Source organism: Nonomuraea sp. NPDC049152 (assembly GCF_040648355.1).
Taxonomy (GTDB): Bacteria; Actinomycetota; Actinomycetes; order Streptosporangiales; family Streptosporangiaceae; genus Nonomuraea.
This window is the reverse complement of record NZ_JBEZDO010000001.1, coordinates 475,545-494,323: the sequence shown is the minus strand read 5'-3', so window position 1 is coordinate 494,323 and position 18,779 is coordinate 475,545. Positions and strand designations below refer to the sequence as shown.

Here is an 18,779-nt window from a genome sequence, read left to right as displayed (position 1 = left end):
TGCACGAGACGTTCGGCATCGATCTCGGCGAGCCCGGCGTGCTGCGCGTCAGGTCGTGGCGGTGGCTGCGGACGCGGTTGCACGGGCTGCTGACGTGTGACTCGCGTCTGGCCCGTGCCCTGGACCCAGGCGAGGGGCGGCGGTGAAGCCGCGTGTCCTCGCCCAGCTTTCGGCCGCTGGCTTCACCCCATCCGAAACCCCAGGAGGTGAATCCCGGTGGCGCTGAACGTCGGCGAACTGTTCGCCGAGATCAACGTGAAGGACCGGGGCACGCAGGCTGTGCGCCGGTTCATGACCTTTATGCGGGACGCCGCGAAGAAGCTCGACATCGACGTGGGCGGGCTCGCCAAGTCGGCCGGGTCGATGGGCGTCCAGTTCACTGGCGCGGCGCTCAAGGCGGCCACTCTGGCGGCCTCGATGGCGGCGACCGCGCAGACCGCGGTCGGTCTCGGCGCGGCGCTGGCCCCAGCTGTCGGCATTGTCGCTGCTCTACCTGGTGCGGTAGCGCTCGGCCAGGCCGCGATGGCCACCCTCAAGGTGGCGCTGCTCGGTGTGGGCGAGGCCTTTGGCGCGGCCTTGGGCGATGACCCGGAAAAGTTCAAGGAGTCGCTGCAGGGGCTTTCACCGGCCGCACAGGCGGCTGCGCGTGAGCTGCGCGCGGTCAAGCCCGCGATCGACACGCTTAAGAGCGCCGTCCAGGACGCCTTCTTCGAGCCGCTGGCAGGCCACATCCGGGCGGTCGCGGCCGCCGTGGTCGGGCCTCTCCAGTCCGGCATGCAGGGCGTAGCGCGGGAGTTCGGTCTGGCTGGCGCGGAGGTGGCGCGGTTCGCCGCGTCGTCGGCGTCGGTGTCGGCGCTGTCGTCGATCTTCGCTTCGCTGCGGTCGGCGCTCGCCGCGATGCAGCCCGCGATCCAGCCGCTCCTGGCCGGGTTCCGCGACCTGGCCGTGGTCGGCGCTGGCTTCTCGTCCGGGCTGGCGCCTGGGATCGCGGATGCGGCCGCGCGCTTCGGTGAGTTCCTGTCCAACGCAGCCCAGTCGGGCAAGGCGCTCGGCTGGATGCAGGGCGCGATGGACGTGTTCAAGCAGCTCGGCCAAGTCGCCGGCGACGTGGTCGGCATCATCCGGTCCGTCTTCGCGGCGATGTCCACGGGCGGGTCGAACGCGCTGGGCGTGCTCGGCCAGATCTTGGACCAGCTGAACGCCTTCCTCGCGAGCGCCCAAGGCCAGCAGATCCTGGTCACGATCTTCCAAGCGTTGTCGCAGGTCGGCGGCGCCCTAATGCCGATCTTCAAGGCCTTGGGCGGCGCGTTGGCGCAGGTCGCGCCGCACATCGCCAACATCGCGACCGCGCTCGGTCCTGGGATCGCCGCTGCGGTGTCCGCGCTTGGGCCGGCTCTGGCCGCGCTCGGACCTGGGCTGACCATGGTCGCGACGATGCTCGCCAAGGCTTTCGCCGACCCAGCGCTGCAGGCGGGTCTGCTCGCGCTCGGTCAAGGGCTGTCGGCTGCGCTCGCCGCGGTGGCTCCGCTGCTGCCGATCGTGGCGCAGCTCGCGGGCATTCTGGGCCAGGTCCTCGGGATGGCACTGACCAACCTTTCGGCCGTGCTCGGACCCGTGATCAGCGCGCTAGCCGACGCCCTGCGACCCGCACTGGCGTCCGTTTCGTCCGCTTTGGCCCAACTAGCGCCGCTGATGCAACCCGTCTACGCCGCTTTCGGGAAGATTCTGGGCGCGATCGTGCAGCAGGTCCTGCCGCCGATCCTGCAACTGATCCCTTCGCTGCTAAATGGGCTGGTTCCTGCCTTTGTCGAACTAGCTAAGGCGATGCTGCCTGTTCTTCCGATTTTGACCGATTTGGCGGTCATGGCGATCCAGCAGGTCCTCCCTGCACTGATCCCCATCCTGCCGATGCTGACCAAGCTCGGAGTCGGGTTCGCTTCCTTCGGCGTCAAGGTCGCCGAGGTCGTCGGCCAGGTCAAGCCGTACATCGACAAGGCGGTCGAGATCTTCCGCTGGATGTACAACGTCCTGGTTGGCAACTCGATCATCCCGGACATGGTCAACGCGATCGGCCGGTGGATCGGCACCACGCTGGTCGGCTGGTTCCGCGACCTCCCAAGAATGATCACCGGCGCGGTGTCGAATCTGGGATCGACCGTGATGGGCATCGGCCGGGACATCGTCAACGGCATCTGGAACGGCATCCAGTCGATGGCGTCCACCTTCTACAACCAGGTCAGCGGCTTCTTCTCGAACATCGTCAAGTCCGTGAAGAACTCGCTCGGCATCAAGTCGCCGTCGCGCGTGTTCGCCGCGATCGGCCGCTTCATGATGCAGGGCATGGCGGTCGGCGTCGATAAGACGGCCGGGCTCGTCGTCTCCTCGCTGGAGAAGGTGGCCACGCTCGCGTCGAAGACGGCGATGCCGGACCTGTCGGTGCCCGGTGTGACCGTCCCGGAAGGCCTCGGCGGCGGCCGCGCCCTGTCCCGGACGGTGGTCAACGTGACGAACCACTACCCGCAGGCCGAACCCACGTCGGTGACTGTGAACCGCGGGCTCCAGTACGTCGGCGCGATGGGAGTGATCTGAGGTGCCGAGCTACTCACTTGACGGGGTGCCGCTCGACCACCCGGCGGGCTGCTGGCGGCTCAAGAAGGGGACACAGCGCAGGCCGTTGCCCGGCGCGCGGGCCGTGAAGGTCAGCGTGCCGGGTCGGCACGGCGACATCCCCGTGACCGGCCTCGATTTGGAGGCCACGGCGTTCGGTCTGTCCTTCAAGGTGAGCTCGGCCACCCCTTCGGGGGCGGACGGCGGCTATGAGCAGATGGAGCGGAACCTGGAGGCCCTGAGCGCGCTTCTGGGGGTGCGGCACCGGCTCATGACGCTGCGGTACGAGGCGGGCAGCATCGTGCGCGTCGCTGACGTGACGATCACCGCGAACTCCGAGCCGGACGTCAACACCGGCGCCGCGACCGCCCGGATCACGACCATCGTCGAGGTGCCGGGCGCGCTGTGGCGGGACGAGTCCGAGTCCACCTGGACGGGCGCACCCAACCAGCTCGCCCAGGCGGTGACCACGCTCGCGGGTTCGACCGGGCCGATCGTGGACGCGCTGCTGCGCTTCACCGGCCCGGCCGTACAGCCGTCGATCGGGGATGTCGCCACGACCGGGTGGGTGCTGCGCACGGGCGGGCTGCTGGCGGGGGAGCGTCTGCTGATCGACTGCGGCCGCATGCAGGCCGCGAAGGTGACGGCTGACACGTGGGACCTGGCCGCCGGGACGGACGTGACGGGGGAGATCGACGCGATCGGCCCCGGCTCGCAGTTCCGGTGGCTGCACCTGACGCCCGCCGTGGCGGTGGGAGATCCGTTCTCTCGCGCGGTGCTGGTGTCCACAGCCGCGACGAGCACGGACGCGAACTCGAAGGTGGAAATCCGCGCCCGCCGCGCCTACCTGTGACCAGTCCTGGCCCTGCTCTGCACGGCGGCGGCCGTCAGCCGTTCCGCGAGGCGGTCGGCGTCGTCGGCGTCGAGCTCGGGCGGCCATACGGCCGGGACGATGATGATGCGGCCGCGCGGAGTCACATGGACGTCGATCGGGGGCCGTGAAGTGGGAGCGATCACGATGGCTCCCATTGTCGTGGATGGGGAGGTCGGCACGTGACCTTCGATCTGCGGCTCGTGGCCTACTCGCCGTTCGGTGGCCGGCTCGGCGTTCTCCCGCACCCGCTGTCGGTCGAGGCGGGTTGGCCACTCAACGACGTGCCGTCGCTGAAGGTGGCCGGCACCACCGCGGCGGTCGGCGCGAACCTGCTCGACCAGCCGTGCGAGATCGCCGTCCAGTGGAGCGTGGACGGCCAGGTGTGGACTGAGGCGCCCGACTCGCGGTTCCTGCGCATCAAGCGCCGCGGCGACGGCTCCAACCTGACCGGGCTGACTACGTTCGACCTGCCGGGCTTCGTGTGGATGCTCCGCAAGATCGTGCTCTACCCGGGGTCGGCGCCGCTGGTGGACGGCAAGCGGCCGTTCCTGGCGGCGACCGCTGGGGCGATCCTGCAGACGTTCATCGCCGAAGCCAAAAGCCGCGGCGCGGTGCCCGGCCTCAACTGGGACTTCACCCCGACCCACGACAGCGCGGGCCAGACGTGGAACAAGATCCTCACCATCTACTACCAGCCCGGCATGGACGCGCTGACGGCGCTGCAGAACCTCGCCGAGCAGGGCGTGTGCGACTACCGCGTCAGCGGCCGCACCATCCAGGCGTTCAACGCCGAGACGGCGATGAACAGAGACCTGGCGTCCGGGTCTGCTCCGGTGGACCTGCGGTACGGCCGCGACATCGCCGAAGCCCCCGATGACGGCACGTTGGAGGATGTGGCGTCGTCGGTGCTGATCGTCGGCGACAACGGGCTCGTTAAGACGCTCGACAACCCTGCTGCGGTGCAGCCGTGGGGGCCGTGGGAGCAGTACATCGGCGCTGGCGGCGTCTCCGATGAGGGCACCGCGATACTCCTCGCAGATTCCGCGCTCGAGCGGGCCGGGTCCGAGCGGGTGCAGCGGACACGCGGCATCGTCTTGTACGGGGCGCGCTCGTTGCCGCTCAAGGACTACCGGCCCGGTGACCGGGTGCTCGCGCCCGGGGACGGTGGCGCGCTGGAGTCGCTGCGGGTCCGTCAGGTGAGCTTGGCCCGCAACTCCACGGGCGTGGTCGGCGGGTCGCTGGTCCTCAACGATCGCTTTCTGGAGCGGGAGATCCGTCTGGCCCGCCGCACGGCGGGCATCGTCGGCGGTTCGACGGCGGACGGAGGGTCAGGTGCCCGGCCGGTCCCTGCCCCGGAGGCTCCGGAGCCGCGCACGCCGGCGGCGCCGCAGGGCCTCATCGTGAACCCGATCGCGTACCTCGATGAGCACGGGTTTCCTCGCGGTCAGGTGACGGTCACGTGGGGCGCGGTCACTTCCGATGTGGGCGGGGTCGCGCTGGCCGTGGGCGGCTACGAGCTGTTCATGCGGCTCAACCAGGTCGGGACGCCGTGGTTCCTCGTCGCCTCGACGGAGGCCGGTGACACCACGGCGACGTACTCGCCGCTGGTGGTGGGGGAGTCGTACGCCTTCAAGGTGCGCGCGGTGAACCTCGGCAAGCTGGGCCCGTTCTCCTCCCAGGTGGCGGTAACGATCCCGACCGACGCGACCCCGCCGCCGGTTCCGACCGCGCCGCAGCTCGCGACGAGGCTGGGCGTGATCCACGTGACGTGGGACGGGCGCGGCACGGGCAACGTGCCGATGCCGTCCGACTTCGCGCGGCTGCTGGTGTGGATGCAGAACCCGCTCGCGCCGGGCTGGTCGGTCATCGACTCGATGGCGGCGGCCGGGACGGTCGTCGTGCCGGGCCAGCCGTACGGGGCGGACAGGCAGTTCCGCTTCACCAGCGTGGACCGGGCGGGTAACGAGTCGGCTCCGTCGAGCTCGGCGACGATCGCGACGGCCGCGCTGGTCGACACCGACGTGATCGGCGAGGTCATCGACGGTGCTCACCTGGTGGACGGGTCGATCACCGCCTCGGACAAGGTGGTGGCCAACTCCATCACCGGCGGCCTGATCCAGGCGCTGGCAATCCAGACGGGTCACCTCGCCGCGAACGCTGTCACCGCCGACAAGATCCAAGCAGGGCAGATCCAGGCTGGCCACATCGGGGCCAACCAGGTCACGGCGGCGAAGCTGGAGTCGGTGCTGACGCTGGCCACGCGGGTCGTCGCCGGGAACGCTTCCGGGGCGCGCGTGGAGCTCAACTCGACTGGGCTGGTGGCGTTCAACGCGTCTGGCCAGCAGACGGTGAGCATCGCCGCCGCGTCCGGCGCGGTCAGCATCGTCGGGCAGCTCGCGTCCGGGGTGACCGGCGCGCGCGTCGTGGTCAACCCAGCGGGCGCGACCAACCCCGAGATTCGTTTCATCCCCGGCAGCGGAACCAACCAGTCGCGCATCTACAGCGACGGTTCCCGCTTCACGGGCGAGGCGACGCTGATCATGGAGTCGGGCACCAACCAGGGCAACACCGCGCTGTGCCGACTGACGCATGCGGCCGGCTTCTGGCAGGCGGCGATCCTGAACCCGTCGAACGGTGAGCAGCGCGGCGGTTTCGTGTCGGCGGTGGAGAACCAGGCGTCGATCGGGTGGGCGCACCCGACACAGCAGGACCAGTACCTCGTGTTCGACCCAAGCGGGACGTTCCACCGGGGCACGTGGCAGCTCGGGGGCCCTGACGGCGGTCTGATCATGCTTGAGGTGACGATCGACCGGGGCGCCGGCACGTACCACCAGGTGAACTTCGGGTGGACGATGCTGAGCACCCCAAGCGTCGTGTGGTCGGCGCAGAAGCCCTTCGGCGCTGGTGTCGGCCCGGCCCCGGCGGATGTGTATATCCACAGCCGCACGTCGTCGTCGCTGTTCTTCTTCACCGGCGACGCGGCGGCGGACGTCCTCACGTTTTCGATCTGGGCCTGGCGGGCCGCGTAGGAGGTACGGGTGCCGGATCAGTGGCAGGTCACGGACGTGCGCGACTCGGCGGACCGCAGCGGCCGGATCGAGGCGTGGCAGATGACGCTCACCAATCAGACCGATGGCGTGTCGATGACGGTGTGGCTGCCGAAGATGGCGATCGAGAACACCGCCGTGGCGTACGGGCTGACCTCGGCGGAGGAGGTCCTGGACGTGATCCTGCACCAGTCGGTGCTGCCGATCTACGAGCCGGACGTGGGCGAAAGAGAGCCCGGCCCGTGGGGTGTGACCGGCGAGGAGGCCCGCGCCGCGGTGCTGGAGCAGGTCGAGCGGTGCAAGCGCGACCACGCGGTGGTCGCGGCAGCCGTACCGAAGGCTCGTACGGCTGCCGCACGCGCGGCCGCCGACGTGCTCGCCCCGCTGCGCTCGCACACACAGATCGACCCGGTGAAAGCCGCGACCGCCCGACTCCAGTATCAGCGGGCGGCGATGCGAGCGGGGGCGTGATGGAGGACCTGGTCGTCGAGCCCGGCCGCATCATCACCGTGCAGAGGCGCCGCATCGACGAGCTGATGTACGAGAACGCGGTGCTGTCGGCGGCTGTGGACCAGCTGCGCGACGAGATCAACGAACTGCTCGCCAACCCTTCACCCACCTCACAGGAGGCATAGATGTCCGCCGAGTTGAACGTCGACCTGGAGCTGGTCATCACGAACCTGCGGCAGCAGCACGCCCAGCAGATCGACGAGCTCACCTACCGGGTCGCGCTGCTGTCGGCCGCCGTCGACCAGCTGCGGGCCGACAACCAGCGGCTGAGGGAGGCGGAGCAGGAGCGTGCCTAAGGTCATCATCCCGGGCCAGGTCGTACGGCACGGCCTGCGGCTGGTGGCCCACGAGCCGAACGGAGTCCGGCTCGGGCCGCTGTCGGCGCCGCTGAAGTTCGAGATGGCGCTGCCGCTGAACGACATCTCTTCATTGAAGGTCACGTACAGCAGGCACGCGCAGGGCGCAGACCTGCTCACCTCCCCGGTGGAGGTGGCCGTCGAGCACTACGACCCGGACACTGGCAGCTGGGTGGAAGCGGCCAACGCCCGGTTCCTGCGGTTGAAGCGGGCCGGTCAGCACACCGACCAGACGGCGTCGCTGACGTTCACCTGCCCCGGCTACGGCTGGCAGATGCGCAAGGTCGTCCTGTACGCGGGCGGCACGATGGTGGAGGGCAAGCGGCAGTTCTCCGCCGTCACCCCCGGCGCGATCCTGCGGACGTTCACCACGGAAGGGCAGGCGCGCGGCGCGATCCCGGGCCTCGGCGTCAGCTTCTCCACGACGCATGACAGTGCGGGCCAGGCGTGGAACAAGCAGCTCACGCTCGGGCTGGAGCCGGGCATTGACCTGCTCACGCTGCTCATCAACCTGTCCGAGCAGGGCGTCTGCGACTGGCAGTTGGTCGGCCGGACGCTGCACGTCTACAACGAAGGCGGCTTCCTGGCCACCAACAGGGCCAGCGGCGCCGCACCCGTCGATCTCCGGCTCGGCCGCGACATCGTCGAAGCGCCGGACGATGCCACGCTGGAGGACCTGTCCTCGGCGATCCTCATCCGTGGTGAGGGCGGGCTCGCGGTTGAGGTCACCAACCCGAGCGCGGCCACCCCGTGGGGGAGGTGGGAGACCCACCAGTCGCAGGGCGGCGTGTCCGACTCCGGCACCGCGACCCTGCTCGGCCAGATCGCGTTGCAGCGGGCGGCGGGCGAGCGGGTCCAGATCACCCGCGGCATCGACTTGGACGCGGCGCGCTGGCTGCCGCTGGTCCACTACAAGCCGGGCGACTACGTGCTCGCGCCCGGCGACCAGGCGACCATGCAGTCCCTGAGGGTGTGGCAGATCACGCTCGGCTGCGAAGCTGACGGCCACGTCTCCGGCAACCTGATCTTGAATGACCGGTTCCTCGAGCGGGACATCAAGCTCGCCCGCAAGGCGGCCGGGATCCTGACGGGCGGCGTCGGGTCGGGCGGCTCGGGCGGCACCCCCGCCCCTGAACCGGGCGGCCGCACCCCGGCCGCGCCGCAGGGCCTGGTGGTCAACCCCATCGCCTACATCGACGGCCAGGGCTACCCGCAGGGGCAGATCACCGCGACCTGGTCACCCGTCACCGCCGACGTGAACGGCGTGGCGATCGACGTGAACTCCTACGAGCTGTACGGCCGGGAGAACACGCCGGGCGGGATATGGCAGCAGATCGCGGTCGTCGACGGGGGCGACACGACGGCGACGTACTCGCCGCTGCGGGTGAATATCGAGTACGCGTTCAAGGTGCGGGCGACGGCGGCCGGCGTGCAGGGCGGCTTCTCCTCGCAGGTGATCGTGGTCATCCCGGACGACGTGACGCCGCCCCCGGTGCCGTCCACCCCGGTCGTCACCACCAGGCTGGGCATGATCCACGTGGCGTGGGACGGGCTCGGGACGGGTGCCGTGGCGATGCCTTCGGACTTCGACCGGGTCCGGGTGTGGCTCGCTGACCCGCTCGTGCCGGGCAGCGCCCACGCGGTGGACTATCTGGAGGTCGCGGGGTCGATCGTCATCGGCGGCCAGCCGTACAACGTCGACCGCGAGGTCTGGCTGACCGCGCGCGACCGGTCCGGCAACGAGTCAGGGCAGTCCGCGCACGTCACCGTGGCCACCGCGCCGCTCGTCAACACCGACGTGATCGGGCAGATCATCTCCGGCGCGAACCTGCAGAACGGCACCGTCAACGCGGCCGACAAGGTCATCGCGAACACCATCACGGGCGGCCTGGTCCAGGCGCTGGCGATCGACACCGGGCATCTGAAGGCGAACGCCATCACCGCGGACAAGCTGGCCGCCGGTTCGATCACGGCGGGCAAGCTCGAAGCCGTGCTGACCTTGTCGACGCGGATCGTCGCTGGGTCGCCGACCGGTGCGCGCGTGGAGTTGGGGCAGAGCGGGATCCGGGGGTTCAACGCTTCGGGCGTTGAGACGATCAGCCTGTTGAACACCGGGGCCTTCACGCTACGCAGCGCCGCTTCTGGCGCCCGAATCCAGCTCGACGCTTCAGGGTTGAAGGCGTTCAACAGCAGCAACCAGGTAACCGTTGATATTTCCTCATCCACCGGGAATGCCACGTTTGTTGGACAGATGGCGACGGGATTCTCGGGGGCGAGGATGATTTTCAACCCGCCCGGGACGGTGATTCCAGAGATCCGGTTTACGCCTGCGCTGGGTACATCTAACGGCACTATCAAGATCCACAGTAACTCGCTTAATCCGGACCACGTCGGCATGACGTTTGAAACGTCAAACGCTGGCGGATATCAGTCACGGATCGAGCTTCACCCGAACGTGATCTCGCTGGCCATGGACGTCCCTGGCACTCAGGCGCGGAACTTCATCATTTTCAACGACAATTACGTCGAAATGGGAACCATGGACGGGGGCGTCGGAAAAGGAAGGATCCAGACCTGGACCGACGGGGATGTGTTCATTGAAGCGCCTGACAATATGTATCTCAACGCTGGAACCAGTCTGCACATCAATGGGCCGACTGTCACCATCAACGGCAATGTGAAAACTTTCATCATTGACCACCCCGACGCTCATGACCGGTACCTGATTCATGCCACGACTGAATCGCCGCACAATGGCGTCGAATATTGGGGTGACGTCACACTCGACGAACAGGGGCACGCTGTCGTCGAGCTCCCCACCTACTTCGAGGCTCTCACCAGCGCAGACGGCCGCGCTGTCCTGCTGACCGAGTGCGGTGAACACTCGCAGGCCGCCTCCGCCACCTATCCGCATGACGGCCAGTTCGCCGTCCACGGTCAACCGCGAGGCCGCATCTTCTGGCTGGTCAAAGCGATCCGCAAGGATGTGCCTCCGCTGTTGGTGGAGCCTCGCCGGGATGAGGTGTTGGTGCACGGCGACGGGCCGTACCGCCACTACTCGCTGCCCGCGTGATGACCGGCTCGCCGGCGCTTTGTTGAACCCCCACGATTGGAGTGATCTTCATGCTGCTGTTCTCGCCGTCGAGCGACGACATGGAGCTGCCGATCGGCGACGACCCCGCAGGCGGGCCGGACCTGACGAAGGTGGACCAAGCGGCCAAGCTGTTCTACCAGCACGGCCACGCCCGCCGCGGCGCTTTCTTCGTGGGCGGCCAGATGCAGTATCTGTCGGACCGGACCTGGTTCGTGTGCGTGCGGGACACCCCGGCCGGGCAGCCGCCCCAGTGGGTGCTGTACGCGATCGTGGACCATCCGACTGGTCTGCCCGGCCAGTACCGGACGGAGCCGGTGTCGGCGGCCGAGTTCGCCTCCGCCCTGGCCGGCGAGGGCCGCACGGTGGCGATCCGCAAGTACGACAACTGGGAGATCACCTACTCGCTGGACGGCGAGTCGGTGCTGCCGTGACGAGCGAGGAGTCTTCCAACACAGTGCCGCTCGCCCTGGCCGAACTGCGCGGCCTGGTCACGCTGGGCTTCGAGAAGGTCAACGGCCAGAACGCGTTGATCTTGCAGCGGCTCGACCAGGTCGACGGCCGTCACGCCGAGCTCGCCAAACGGGTCGAGCAGCTGGAGGCGCGCGCAGACGCGCTCGAACGGGAGGCCGTCACCCGAACGGACCTCTCCGACCGGACAAAGCAGATCATCCTGGTGGTCGGCGTGCTTATCGCCCTGGCCGGAGCTGTGATCTCGCTGATCAGCCTGACGCGAGGCTGACCCGATCGACAACGACAGTTCCAAGGGGGACAACTGACATGCCGTGGCTGACGCAGCTCGCCGACGTCGCCCGCAGGACGGGCTTCCCGGTGACAGAGGTGGGCGGGTGGAAGTCCCGCGGGCACGGGCCGCAGCCCTCCGTCGAGGGCGTGGTGTGCCACCACACCGCCGGATGGCGTGACCGGCACATCGTGGTGAACGGCAGGCCGGGGCTCGGTGGGCCGCTGTCGCAATTCTGGCTGGAGCACACGGGCCGGATCTGGGTCGTGGCCGCCGGGAGGTGCTGGCACAACGCGCCGTCCACGAGCCCGCACCACACCAACAGCGCGTCGATCGGGATTGAGGCCGAGAACGACGGCCGCTCGCCGTGGCCGAGCGTGCAGATCGACGCGTACCACGCGTTGTGCGCTGAGCTGTGCCGGGAGTTCGGGCTGCCCGCGTCGAGGGTGTTGGCCCACAAGGAGGTCAACCTCCAAAAGCCCGACCCGCACAGCCTCAACATGTCCACGTTCCGCGCGCACGTCGCCGCGCTGATCAGCAGTCCAGGAACGCCCATCAAGCAGGAGGAGGACGACGTGCCTGAGGTCATCTCTCTGGGTGCCGGTGAGGACCAGGACGTCCCGGCCGGAGGCGAGCTGGCGGTGCGCTGGCACACCGAGTGGACCGACGACCCGGACGCGCACAGCGAAGACGGTGTCGCGATCCTGGCCAAGGACTCCCGGTGGTGCATCGTGGACGGCCTGGTGAAGGTCCGCGGCCTGCGGCCGGGCCAGGAGGTGGACATCGCCTGGTCGCGCTACAGCCGCGACGGCAAGACGTTCGAGGACGACGCTTGGCGGCTGTCGGCCCGCGCCGACGTCAACGGCAGGGTCGAGGAGAACGTCGGTGGCCAGTTCTCGCTGAACGCCAAGAACCAGCTCCGCTTGCGGGTGTTCAACCCGCTCGTGGACGTCGCCACGGCGGTCGTCGAGCGGGTCTCGATGGCCAAGATCAGCATGTTCCGTCGCTGATAGCGGCTCCGCTTTCGGCACGAATCAAAAGGAGGGCACTCCCATGTCCACCCCCAGTCCCGAGACGACCCCGAAGCCGACGATCGGCCGGGTCGTCCTGTACAAGCTGTCCGGCCACGACGTGTCGATGATCGACCTGCACAACATGCAGTCGTACGGCGGTCAGGGCGTCGTGCGTTCCCCCGTGAAGCTCGGCGAGGTCTACCCGGCCGTCGTGGTCCGCACGTTCGAGGGCGCCGAGAAGACCGTGAACCTCCAGGTGCTGCTGGACGGCAACACGAGCTACTGGGCGGCCTCGCGGTCCGAGGGCCCGGACCACGGCCAGTGGTCGTGGCCGCCCCGAGCCTGACCATTCAACCTTCCCCCGCCGTGGTGGCGGGCTGTCCCGAAGGAGGGGCACATGCACGCAGATCCCCAGGTCACCTACTCGAAGCCGCCGGTCGAGACCAAGGTCAAGGCGATGGGTCTGACGGCCTACCTCGCTGGTGTCGCTGGCATGGCGGCGCTGCAGGCGGTCGCCGACGACCCCAGCATGATCGCGTTCCTGCCCGACTGGATCGAGGCGATCACGCTGCCGCTGGTGCCGACCGCGCTGACGGCCCTGGCTGGCTGGAAGGCCCGCCACACCCCGCGGCCCGACCTCCCCGCTGCCCAGCGATAAGCCATGTCATGACGAGCGCCCCGCTCCTCCCCATCGGGAGGGGCGGGGCGCTTTCGGCGTTTCGATGCTATTGCGGAGTGCTAGCAACCTTCAGCTGGCGTTTCGCTCCTTCGGGGCCGGCGCGCTGCTGACCCACAGCTCATCGCGGGCCAGCAGCAATGGGGTGGATCAGACGGGGGCGGCGGAGGCGACCTTGGCGGTCAGACCGGCCAACTGCCTGGCGGTGTGGGTGATCTCGTACCGGCGGGAGTTGTCCAGCCCGGCGCGGATCAGAGCTCTGCGCCATTGCACGTCGCGGGCCAGCTGATCGAGCGCGGACGCCAGGCTCGCCGGGTCACCTGCCGTGAACGGGGTACCGGCTTGGCCCAGGGTCTCCGCCATCCCGGGCACATCGGAGTAGACGACGGGGAGGCCGTGGGCCTGCGCCTCGATGGCCACCAGACCGAACGCCTCCAGACCCCTGGTCGTGAAGACGAAGGCGTCGAAGGCCGGCAGACGGCGCCACAGTTCGGCGCGAGGTAGGAACGGATCGAACCGAACCCGCTCGCGGAGTCCGAGTTCGACGGCCCGCTGTTCCAGGTGCTCCCGCAGGATTCCGTGGCCGATCACGGTCAAGCGGTGCGGCTGGTCGGTCAGAGCGAGGGCTTCGATGGCAGTGAGCGTGGACTTGTTGTCGTCCAGCCGCCCGGCGTGCACCAGAGACAGAGGTCCGGTTCCGGTGGACAGGTACTCGCGCACCCGGACGTCGCCCAGGGGGATGCCCCACGGGATGACGGCGATTCGGTCGCCGCACCGCCTTCCGGTGAGCTGGTCGATCCGGCCGGCGAGGGCGGCGGTCGGCGCTACGACCGAGGCACTCGCGGCGACGACCTCGTGCAGCAGCTCGCAGTCCCGCTCGCTGCGCTCGGCCGCCATCACGTCGGGGCCGTGGGCGATGGCGATGATCGGGACGTTGCCGGCGGCTCGGGTGAAGGCCAGGCTGAGAGCGAACCCAAGGTGCTGGGCGTGAATGGCATTCGGCCGGATCTGCTCGATGAGCGTGCCGACTTCGCGCGTTAACTGGGCAAGGTAGGCGTCGAATTCGGGGCCATGGGGACGCTTTGGCGTGGCCAGGGTGATCAGCTGATCAAACGCAGCCTTCCATGCCGGATCGACCGGTTCCCGGCCCAGGAAGGTCGTGTGGATTTCAGGCATCGCGCCGTAGAGATCGTGGACGAGGATCGTGCTCCCGGACGAAGGCCCGGCGGCCCGGTTGATGCCGGTCAGGATGCGGAGCTTGGCGGTCATGCAGCAACCTCGTTCATCTCGCGCTGACGGGGAGGTGCCGACCACGACGCCAGGTGCGGCGTGATGGTGGCCTGGATCTCCGTGATCGGATGCAGATAGCCCCTGCCGTCCCGCTCCGCCGTCCACACTCGGACCGGCGCTCGGGGGTAGGCGGGCTGGATTCCGATCTCCCCTTTGGGGAGGATTCCGTTGAAGGGTGTGGGTATTCCATGCTGATTCCAGAAGGCCCATGCCTCAAGGGCTTTGGCCTGCTCGAAGTAGTGGTACAGCTCCCCGTAGCGGGGGAGATATCGGACCTCGCGGAAGAGCATCTGCCCGATCAGCCCCGGTGCGAACTCCTGGACCATCCCGAGATCGGCGCCCTGGAAGCTGACCGCCGCCGCATCCTGGGACGGGTGTAATGCGGTCCGGGTGAGAAGGTGGGACAGCCGCCGCCGTACGTACTCCGCAGCTCCCGCGCTGAGATCCGGTTCTATGCCCTCGATCAGCTGGACGAGCCGGTCATGGCGCGGTGCGAATCGGGACAGGTCGAACAGCTCGCCCATGGTGTCCACTGCGGAGAACGCCAGCTTCTTGTAGAGCCGGTTATTCAACTCCCCAATCTGGGCGAGGGATTTGGTCTCCGGAGTAGTGGAGTGGAGCATCAGGTACTCGGACAGCACCTCGAAGTACAGGTAGCCGAGGAACGGCACCATGACCACGGCCTCGGACAGCCGGTCGATGAACTCCGGCGCCGCAGTGGGATGTCCGGAGGCGTTGCGCAGGGCGAGGTCGAGGAACCCGGCGGCTCCGCGCAGACCGGCCAGCACGATGCGGTCGAGCCGGCCGGTCTCGGCCGGGGTGAGGAAGTTCTGGTAGCGCTGGTAGATCCGTAGGTGGATCGCGCCGAGATGCAGGTAGTCAACGCCCAAGGGCCGGATCGGGGCGTCCGGAGTGACCTCGAAGACCAAGGGCCGGGCGTCGCTCTTCGTCTCCATCAGATAGGCCCCGAGGTTGTGAGGCCGCAACCCGCCGCGCTCGGCGGTGAGGGGCGAGCAGTACAGGGCCCCGACCAGGCATCCGGAGGAGACGTGCAGCTGCCGGCCCGCCCGGATGGCGTCCAGGCCCCTGGTGGTGTGCAGCAGGTGCAGTGGCCGACCGCTCACCAGCGCCTCGGTCAGGGCGTTGTCCCGGATCAGCCACCCGTTGGGGGCCATCTCCAGATACTGGCGCCAGTCGCTCTCGCTGTCGGTCAGCGAGGCAGGGGCGCGACGCTGCACGGGCATCGTGAAGTCCGTGTGGGCCTGTTCCCATTCGGCGCGCAAGGGAGAACTCCTGGAAATGGAAGGCGGCAGGGAATTCCGGGGAGGCTAAAGAACCTCGACGTTCGCGCCCGACAACCGGTTTCGGCAGTCGAGAACGTAGGGCGCGTGTTCCTGGATCACCTCGAAGTCGAAGAGGACGTGGTCCATGAGCAGCACCACCGCATCGGCACCGGCGATCTCCTCCGGGCTCGCGTCCACCAGGAGCACAGCCAGTTCCGTGCGGTCTCCCCCGGGGATGTTGGGGTCGGCGCCGCGCACTTCGGCCCCGAGGTCGCGCAGAAGGTCGGCCACCCGCAGGGACGGCGATTCCCGAAGGTCAGTCGCGTTGGCCTTGTAGGTGAGGCCGAGCAGCAGAATCCGGGCCCCGTTGATGGGAATCCGCCGCTTGTCGAGCGCTTCCACGAGGCGCCGCACGACGTACTCGGGCATGCGATGGTTCACCTCGGCGGCGAGTTCCACGAACCGGAAAGGGACGCCGAGCTCCTGGTGGACCTTCCAGGACAGGAACAACGGGTCGACGGGCAGGCAGTGCCCGCCGACTCCCGGCCCAGGGGTGAACCGCGTGAAGCCGAAGGGCTTGGTTGCGGCGGCGTCGACCGCCTCCCAGATGTTCACGCCGAGAGAATGGGCGAGCATCGCCAGCTCGTTGATCATGGAGATGTTCACCAGCCGGAACGTGTTCTCCAGCAGCTTGGCCATCTCGGCGACCTCGGGACTGGAGACCGGCACCGTGATGTCGAACACGGTGTCGTAGAAACCCTTGATGGCGTCGAGGGATTTCGCGTCGATCCCGGACACCAGCTTGGGCGTCTCCTCGAACGAGAACCGCTTGCTGCCGGGGGTGATCCGCTCGGGGCTGAACCCGGCCAGGAAGTCCCCAGCCCGCAGGCCCGATGCCTCCTCCAGGATCGGCACCAGCAGCTCCCGCGTGGTACCCGGGTAGCTGGTGGACTCCAGGACCACGGTCGCGCCGGGTCGCAGGTGTCCGCCCAGCGTCCGGGCGCAGGACTCGATGTAGGTCAGGTCGGGCATGCCGTCCCGCAGTGGAGTCGGCACGGTGATCACCGCGATGTCGATGCCGGCCAGCGCGGCAACGTCGGCGGTCGCGGAGTAGGCCCCGGAGTCCAGCACCGCACGGAGCCGCGAGGAGGTCACATCCTCCACGTACGACTCACCGGCGGTGAGCTGCTTGATACGGTGCAGGTCCACGTCGTAGCCGATCACGCGATGCCCCACCTCTGCGGCGCGTACGGCTAGCGGAAGCCCTACGTAGCCCTGACCAGCAACGACTATCTGCATGTCAGCTCCTACTCGGTTGCGGTGCTTGAATGGACCGTCGTTCCTGGTCTGGGAAGGAGATGCGCTGTGCCCCTGGTGTCGGTCGTGATGCCCGTGTACAACTCGGCGGCCACGCTCGGCGCGGCGGTTCGATCGGTGCTCACGCAGACGCACAGCGACGTGGAGCTGCTGGTCACCGACGACCAGTCCTCCGACGGCTCGATGGATCTGCTGCGCGAGTTCGCCGCTCAGGACGAGCGCGTTCTGCCGCAGTTGGCGCCCGAGCGGGGAGGCGCGGCGCGGGCCCGCAACCTCGCGATCGAGCGGGTCCGCGGGGACTACGTGGCTTTCCTCGACTCTGACGACATGTGGCTTCCGGAGAAGACCGAGAAGCAGCTCGCCTTCGCCGCCGAGGGCGATGCGCCGCTGACGTTCACCAGCTACTTCAAGATGGACGCTGACTTCACCGGCGAGAGCACCGACTGGGTCCCGAACGGACGGGTGGTCCGTGCGCGGGAGCACGTGGACTACCGCGCGATGCTGCGCCGGGACTACATCGGCGCGTTGACGGCCATGTACGACCGCAACGTCCTGGGCACGAGGCTGATGCCGGAGATGCGCAAGCGCCAGGACTACGCGCTGTGGCTGTCGATCATGCGGGACGGTGCTGTCGCCCGGGGTCTGGCTGAGCCGCTTGCGGTGTACCGGGCCCACCAGGCGGGATCGCTCTCCTCCAACAAGCTGTCGCTCGTGCAGTACAACTGGGCCGTGTACCGCGAGCACGAGCATCTGTCGGTCCTGCGGGCCACGCAGGCGCTGGCTGGCGCCGTGTGGCAGTCGCTGCGCAACTCCCGCATCTAGGTCCGCTCCCGGGCCCGGCACGCCCGCGCGACCGTTTCCGGGGATGCCCGACCGGGCCCCGCCCCGCGGGCGTGCCGCGTGCTCGGGGGCTGGGCCCGGGGGCGGGACTCGACGGGTCACCGAAGTGCCTTCGGCCGGCTACGCGGCCGAGCCGACTCCGGCCGGCGCGCGCAGAAACATCTGGAGAAGCAGTCGTCGGTCGGCGACCGGGACGGTCTCCTGACCGCTGTGGAGCGCCTCCCGACCGTGCAGGAAGCGGCGCTGGTTCACGATGAGGTAGTCCCCGGACTGGAGCATGAAGGAGACCTGCCCCCGGACGAGCTCCTCGGCGAGCTCCCTGGCGGCGTCGGCGTGCGCCTGGCCGAGCTCGGACCTCTCCAACATCTTGGCGGTGAACCGGACGAACCCCTCGCCCGAGTCGGAGTCGTCCAGGATCGGAAACGGCTTGTACTCCTCGCCGACGCCGTGCAGGTCGAAGAAGGTTCCGTAGTGGTAGGCCGCCTCGGACAGCAGGGCGCGGCTGTTCTCCGACAGCCGCGCCACCGCCGCGTGGGGGTCGGAGAGGATGCTGGGGCCGCCGCCGAGCGGGTCGGGGCGGACGCACAGGAGCGTGGTGTAGTCCGGGGGCCGGGTCGCGTTCACCAGGTCCATGTGGAACGCGTTGTACCCGATGCCGCTGGACTTGCCGGGGTCCTTGTCGACCTTGACCCCGATGTCCTTCCAGAGGGGCCACCGCGGGAAGGGCGAGAAGGGGACGGCCACTTCGGCCGCGAAGGCCGTCGCCAGCCGCAGGAACCGGTCGTCGGTCCCCAGCGCCTTGGCGAGGTTTCCAAGGCGCAGCACGGCGTATCCGCCGCCCTCTCCGGTCAGCGCGTCGCGCAGCTGCGCGACGGTCTCCTTGACCAGCGGCACGGACTCCATGTCCGCCTGGTACCGCTTGAGCGTGGCATCCGCCAGGAAGGAACCAGCCACGTCCCAAGCGGGGAGCGCACCTCCGATCTCGATCAGAGCGGCTTCGAGCTCCTTCGACAAGTTGATGAAGGCCGGCGGCCTGGAGTCGGGCTGGATCATGCTGTACTCCTTTGGGTTGAGGGGACAGTGCGTGGTGCTGGTGCACTTCCGTTCCTTCTGTTGGGTCGGGCTACTCCACG

General features: G+C 68.6%; 18 protein-coding genes. 13 read left to right on the top strand and 5 right to left on the bottom strand.

The features are described 5' to 3' along the window. Positions 1-216 precede the first annotated feature (216 nt). Positions 217-2,589: a hypothetical protein gene (locus AB0B45_RS02365; protein WP_358123996.1), complete on the top strand. Its 2,373-nt coding sequence runs from the start codon at positions 217-219 to the stop codon at positions 2,587-2,589. Position 2,590: 1 nt separating this feature from the next. Beyond that, on the top strand, positions 2,591-3,460 hold the full coding sequence (locus AB0B45_RS02360; RefSeq protein ID WP_358123994.1) for a hypothetical protein: 870 nt from the start codon (positions 2,591-2,593) through the stop codon (positions 3,458-3,460). Here AB0B45_RS02360 and AB0B45_RS02355 read toward each other — a convergent pair. Continuing rightward, positions 3,451-3,624, bottom strand: a complete 174-nt coding sequence (locus AB0B45_RS02355) for a hypothetical protein (protein WP_358123992.1) — start codon at positions 3,622-3,624, stop codon at positions 3,451-3,453. The genes AB0B45_RS02360 and AB0B45_RS02355 overlap by 10 nt on opposite strands. Positions 3,625-3,660: 36 nt before the next feature. Between AB0B45_RS02355 and AB0B45_RS02350 the strand changes: the two genes are divergently transcribed. Genes AB0B45_RS02350 through AB0B45_RS02305 form a run of 10 tightly spaced genes read left to right on the top strand, consistent with a single transcriptional unit; the run spans position 3,661 to position 12,898 of the window. Continuing rightward, positions 3,661-6,510, top strand: a complete 2,850-nt coding sequence (locus tag AB0B45_RS02350) for a fibronectin type III domain-containing protein (RefSeq protein ID WP_358123990.1) — start codon at positions 3,661-3,663, stop codon at positions 6,508-6,510. 9 nt (positions 6,511-6,519) lie between these two features. Then, positions 6,520-6,999, top strand: coding sequence for a hypothetical protein (locus AB0B45_RS02345; RefSeq protein ID WP_358123988.1), 480 nt, complete (start codon positions 6,520-6,522; stop codon positions 6,997-6,999). Next, entirely contained in the window at positions 6,996-7,163 is a 168-nt protein-coding gene (locus AB0B45_RS02340; protein WP_358123986.1) for a hypothetical protein, read from the top strand. Before AB0B45_RS02345 ends, AB0B45_RS02340 begins: the two co-directional genes overlap by 4 nt. Then, the gene (locus AB0B45_RS02335; protein ID WP_358123984.1) at positions 7,164-7,334 is read left to right on the top strand and encodes a hypothetical protein; all 171 of its coding nucleotides are present in this window, start codon (positions 7,164-7,166) and stop codon (positions 7,332-7,334) included. After that, positions 7,327-10,467: a fibronectin type III domain-containing protein gene (locus tag AB0B45_RS02330; protein WP_358123982.1), complete on the top strand. Its 3,141-nt coding sequence runs from the start codon at positions 7,327-7,329 to the stop codon at positions 10,465-10,467. The genes AB0B45_RS02335 and AB0B45_RS02330 overlap by 8 nt, the downstream gene beginning before the upstream one ends. A 50-nt stretch (positions 10,468-10,517) precedes the next feature. Continuing rightward, a complete protein-coding gene (locus AB0B45_RS02325) occupies positions 10,518-10,919 on the top strand; it encodes a hypothetical protein (protein WP_358123980.1) in 402 nt (133 codons plus the stop codon). After that, a complete protein-coding gene (locus AB0B45_RS02320; RefSeq protein ID WP_358123978.1) occupies positions 10,916-11,227 on the top strand; it encodes a hypothetical protein in 312 nt (103 codons plus the stop codon). Before AB0B45_RS02325 ends, AB0B45_RS02320 begins: the two co-directional genes overlap by 4 nt. 38 nt (positions 11,228-11,265) lie before the next feature. Then, positions 11,266-12,237, top strand: coding sequence for a peptidoglycan recognition family protein (locus AB0B45_RS02315; RefSeq protein ID WP_358123976.1), 972 nt, complete (start codon positions 11,266-11,268; stop codon positions 12,235-12,237). A gap of 43 nt (positions 12,238-12,280) precedes the next feature. Then, positions 12,281-12,586 carry a hypothetical protein gene (locus tag AB0B45_RS02310; RefSeq protein WP_358123974.1) on the top strand — a complete coding sequence of 102 codons (306 nt, stop codon included), beginning with the start codon at positions 12,281-12,283 and terminating at the stop codon, positions 12,584-12,586. A gap of 51 nt (positions 12,587-12,637) precedes the next feature. Further along, positions 12,638-12,898: a hypothetical protein gene (locus AB0B45_RS02305; protein ID WP_358123972.1), complete on the top strand. Its 261-nt coding sequence runs from the start codon at positions 12,638-12,640 to the stop codon at positions 12,896-12,898. A gap of 168 nt (positions 12,899-13,066) precedes the next feature. Here the strand turns inward: AB0B45_RS02305 and AB0B45_RS02300 are convergent, their stop codons facing one another. Genes AB0B45_RS02300 through AB0B45_RS02290 form a run of 3 tightly spaced genes read right to left on the bottom strand, consistent with a single transcriptional unit; the run spans position 13,067 to position 16,788 of the window. Further along, complete coding sequence (locus tag AB0B45_RS02300; RefSeq protein WP_358123970.1) at positions 13,067-14,185, bottom strand: glycosyltransferase family 4 protein; 1,119 nt, start codon at positions 14,183-14,185, stop codon at positions 13,067-13,069. Beyond that, positions 14,182-15,489, bottom strand: coding sequence for a hypothetical protein (locus tag AB0B45_RS02295; protein ID WP_358123968.1), 1,308 nt, complete (start codon positions 15,487-15,489; stop codon positions 14,182-14,184). The genes AB0B45_RS02300 and AB0B45_RS02295 overlap by 4 nt, the downstream gene beginning before the upstream one ends. A 45-nt stretch (positions 15,490-15,534) precedes the next feature. Next, on the bottom strand, positions 15,535-16,788 hold the full coding sequence (locus AB0B45_RS02290) for a nucleotide sugar dehydrogenase (RefSeq protein ID WP_358123966.1): 1,254 nt from the start codon (positions 16,786-16,788) through the stop codon (positions 15,535-15,537). Between the two features lie 66 nt (positions 16,789-16,854). Here AB0B45_RS02290 and AB0B45_RS02285 point away from each other — a divergent pair, with 66 nt between their 5' ends. After that, positions 16,855-17,628 carry a glycosyltransferase family A protein gene (locus AB0B45_RS02285; RefSeq protein ID WP_358123964.1) on the top strand — a complete coding sequence of 258 codons (774 nt, stop codon included), beginning with the start codon at positions 16,855-16,857 and terminating at the stop codon, positions 17,626-17,628. Between the two features lie 138 nt (positions 17,629-17,766). Here AB0B45_RS02285 and AB0B45_RS02280 read toward each other — a convergent pair whose 3' ends face one another. Then, positions 17,767-18,699 (bottom strand): TauD/TfdA family dioxygenase, encoded by a 933-nt coding sequence (locus tag AB0B45_RS02280; protein WP_358123962.1) that lies wholly within the window; start codon positions 18,697-18,699, stop codon positions 17,767-17,769. Positions 18,700-18,779 lie beyond the last annotated feature (80 nt).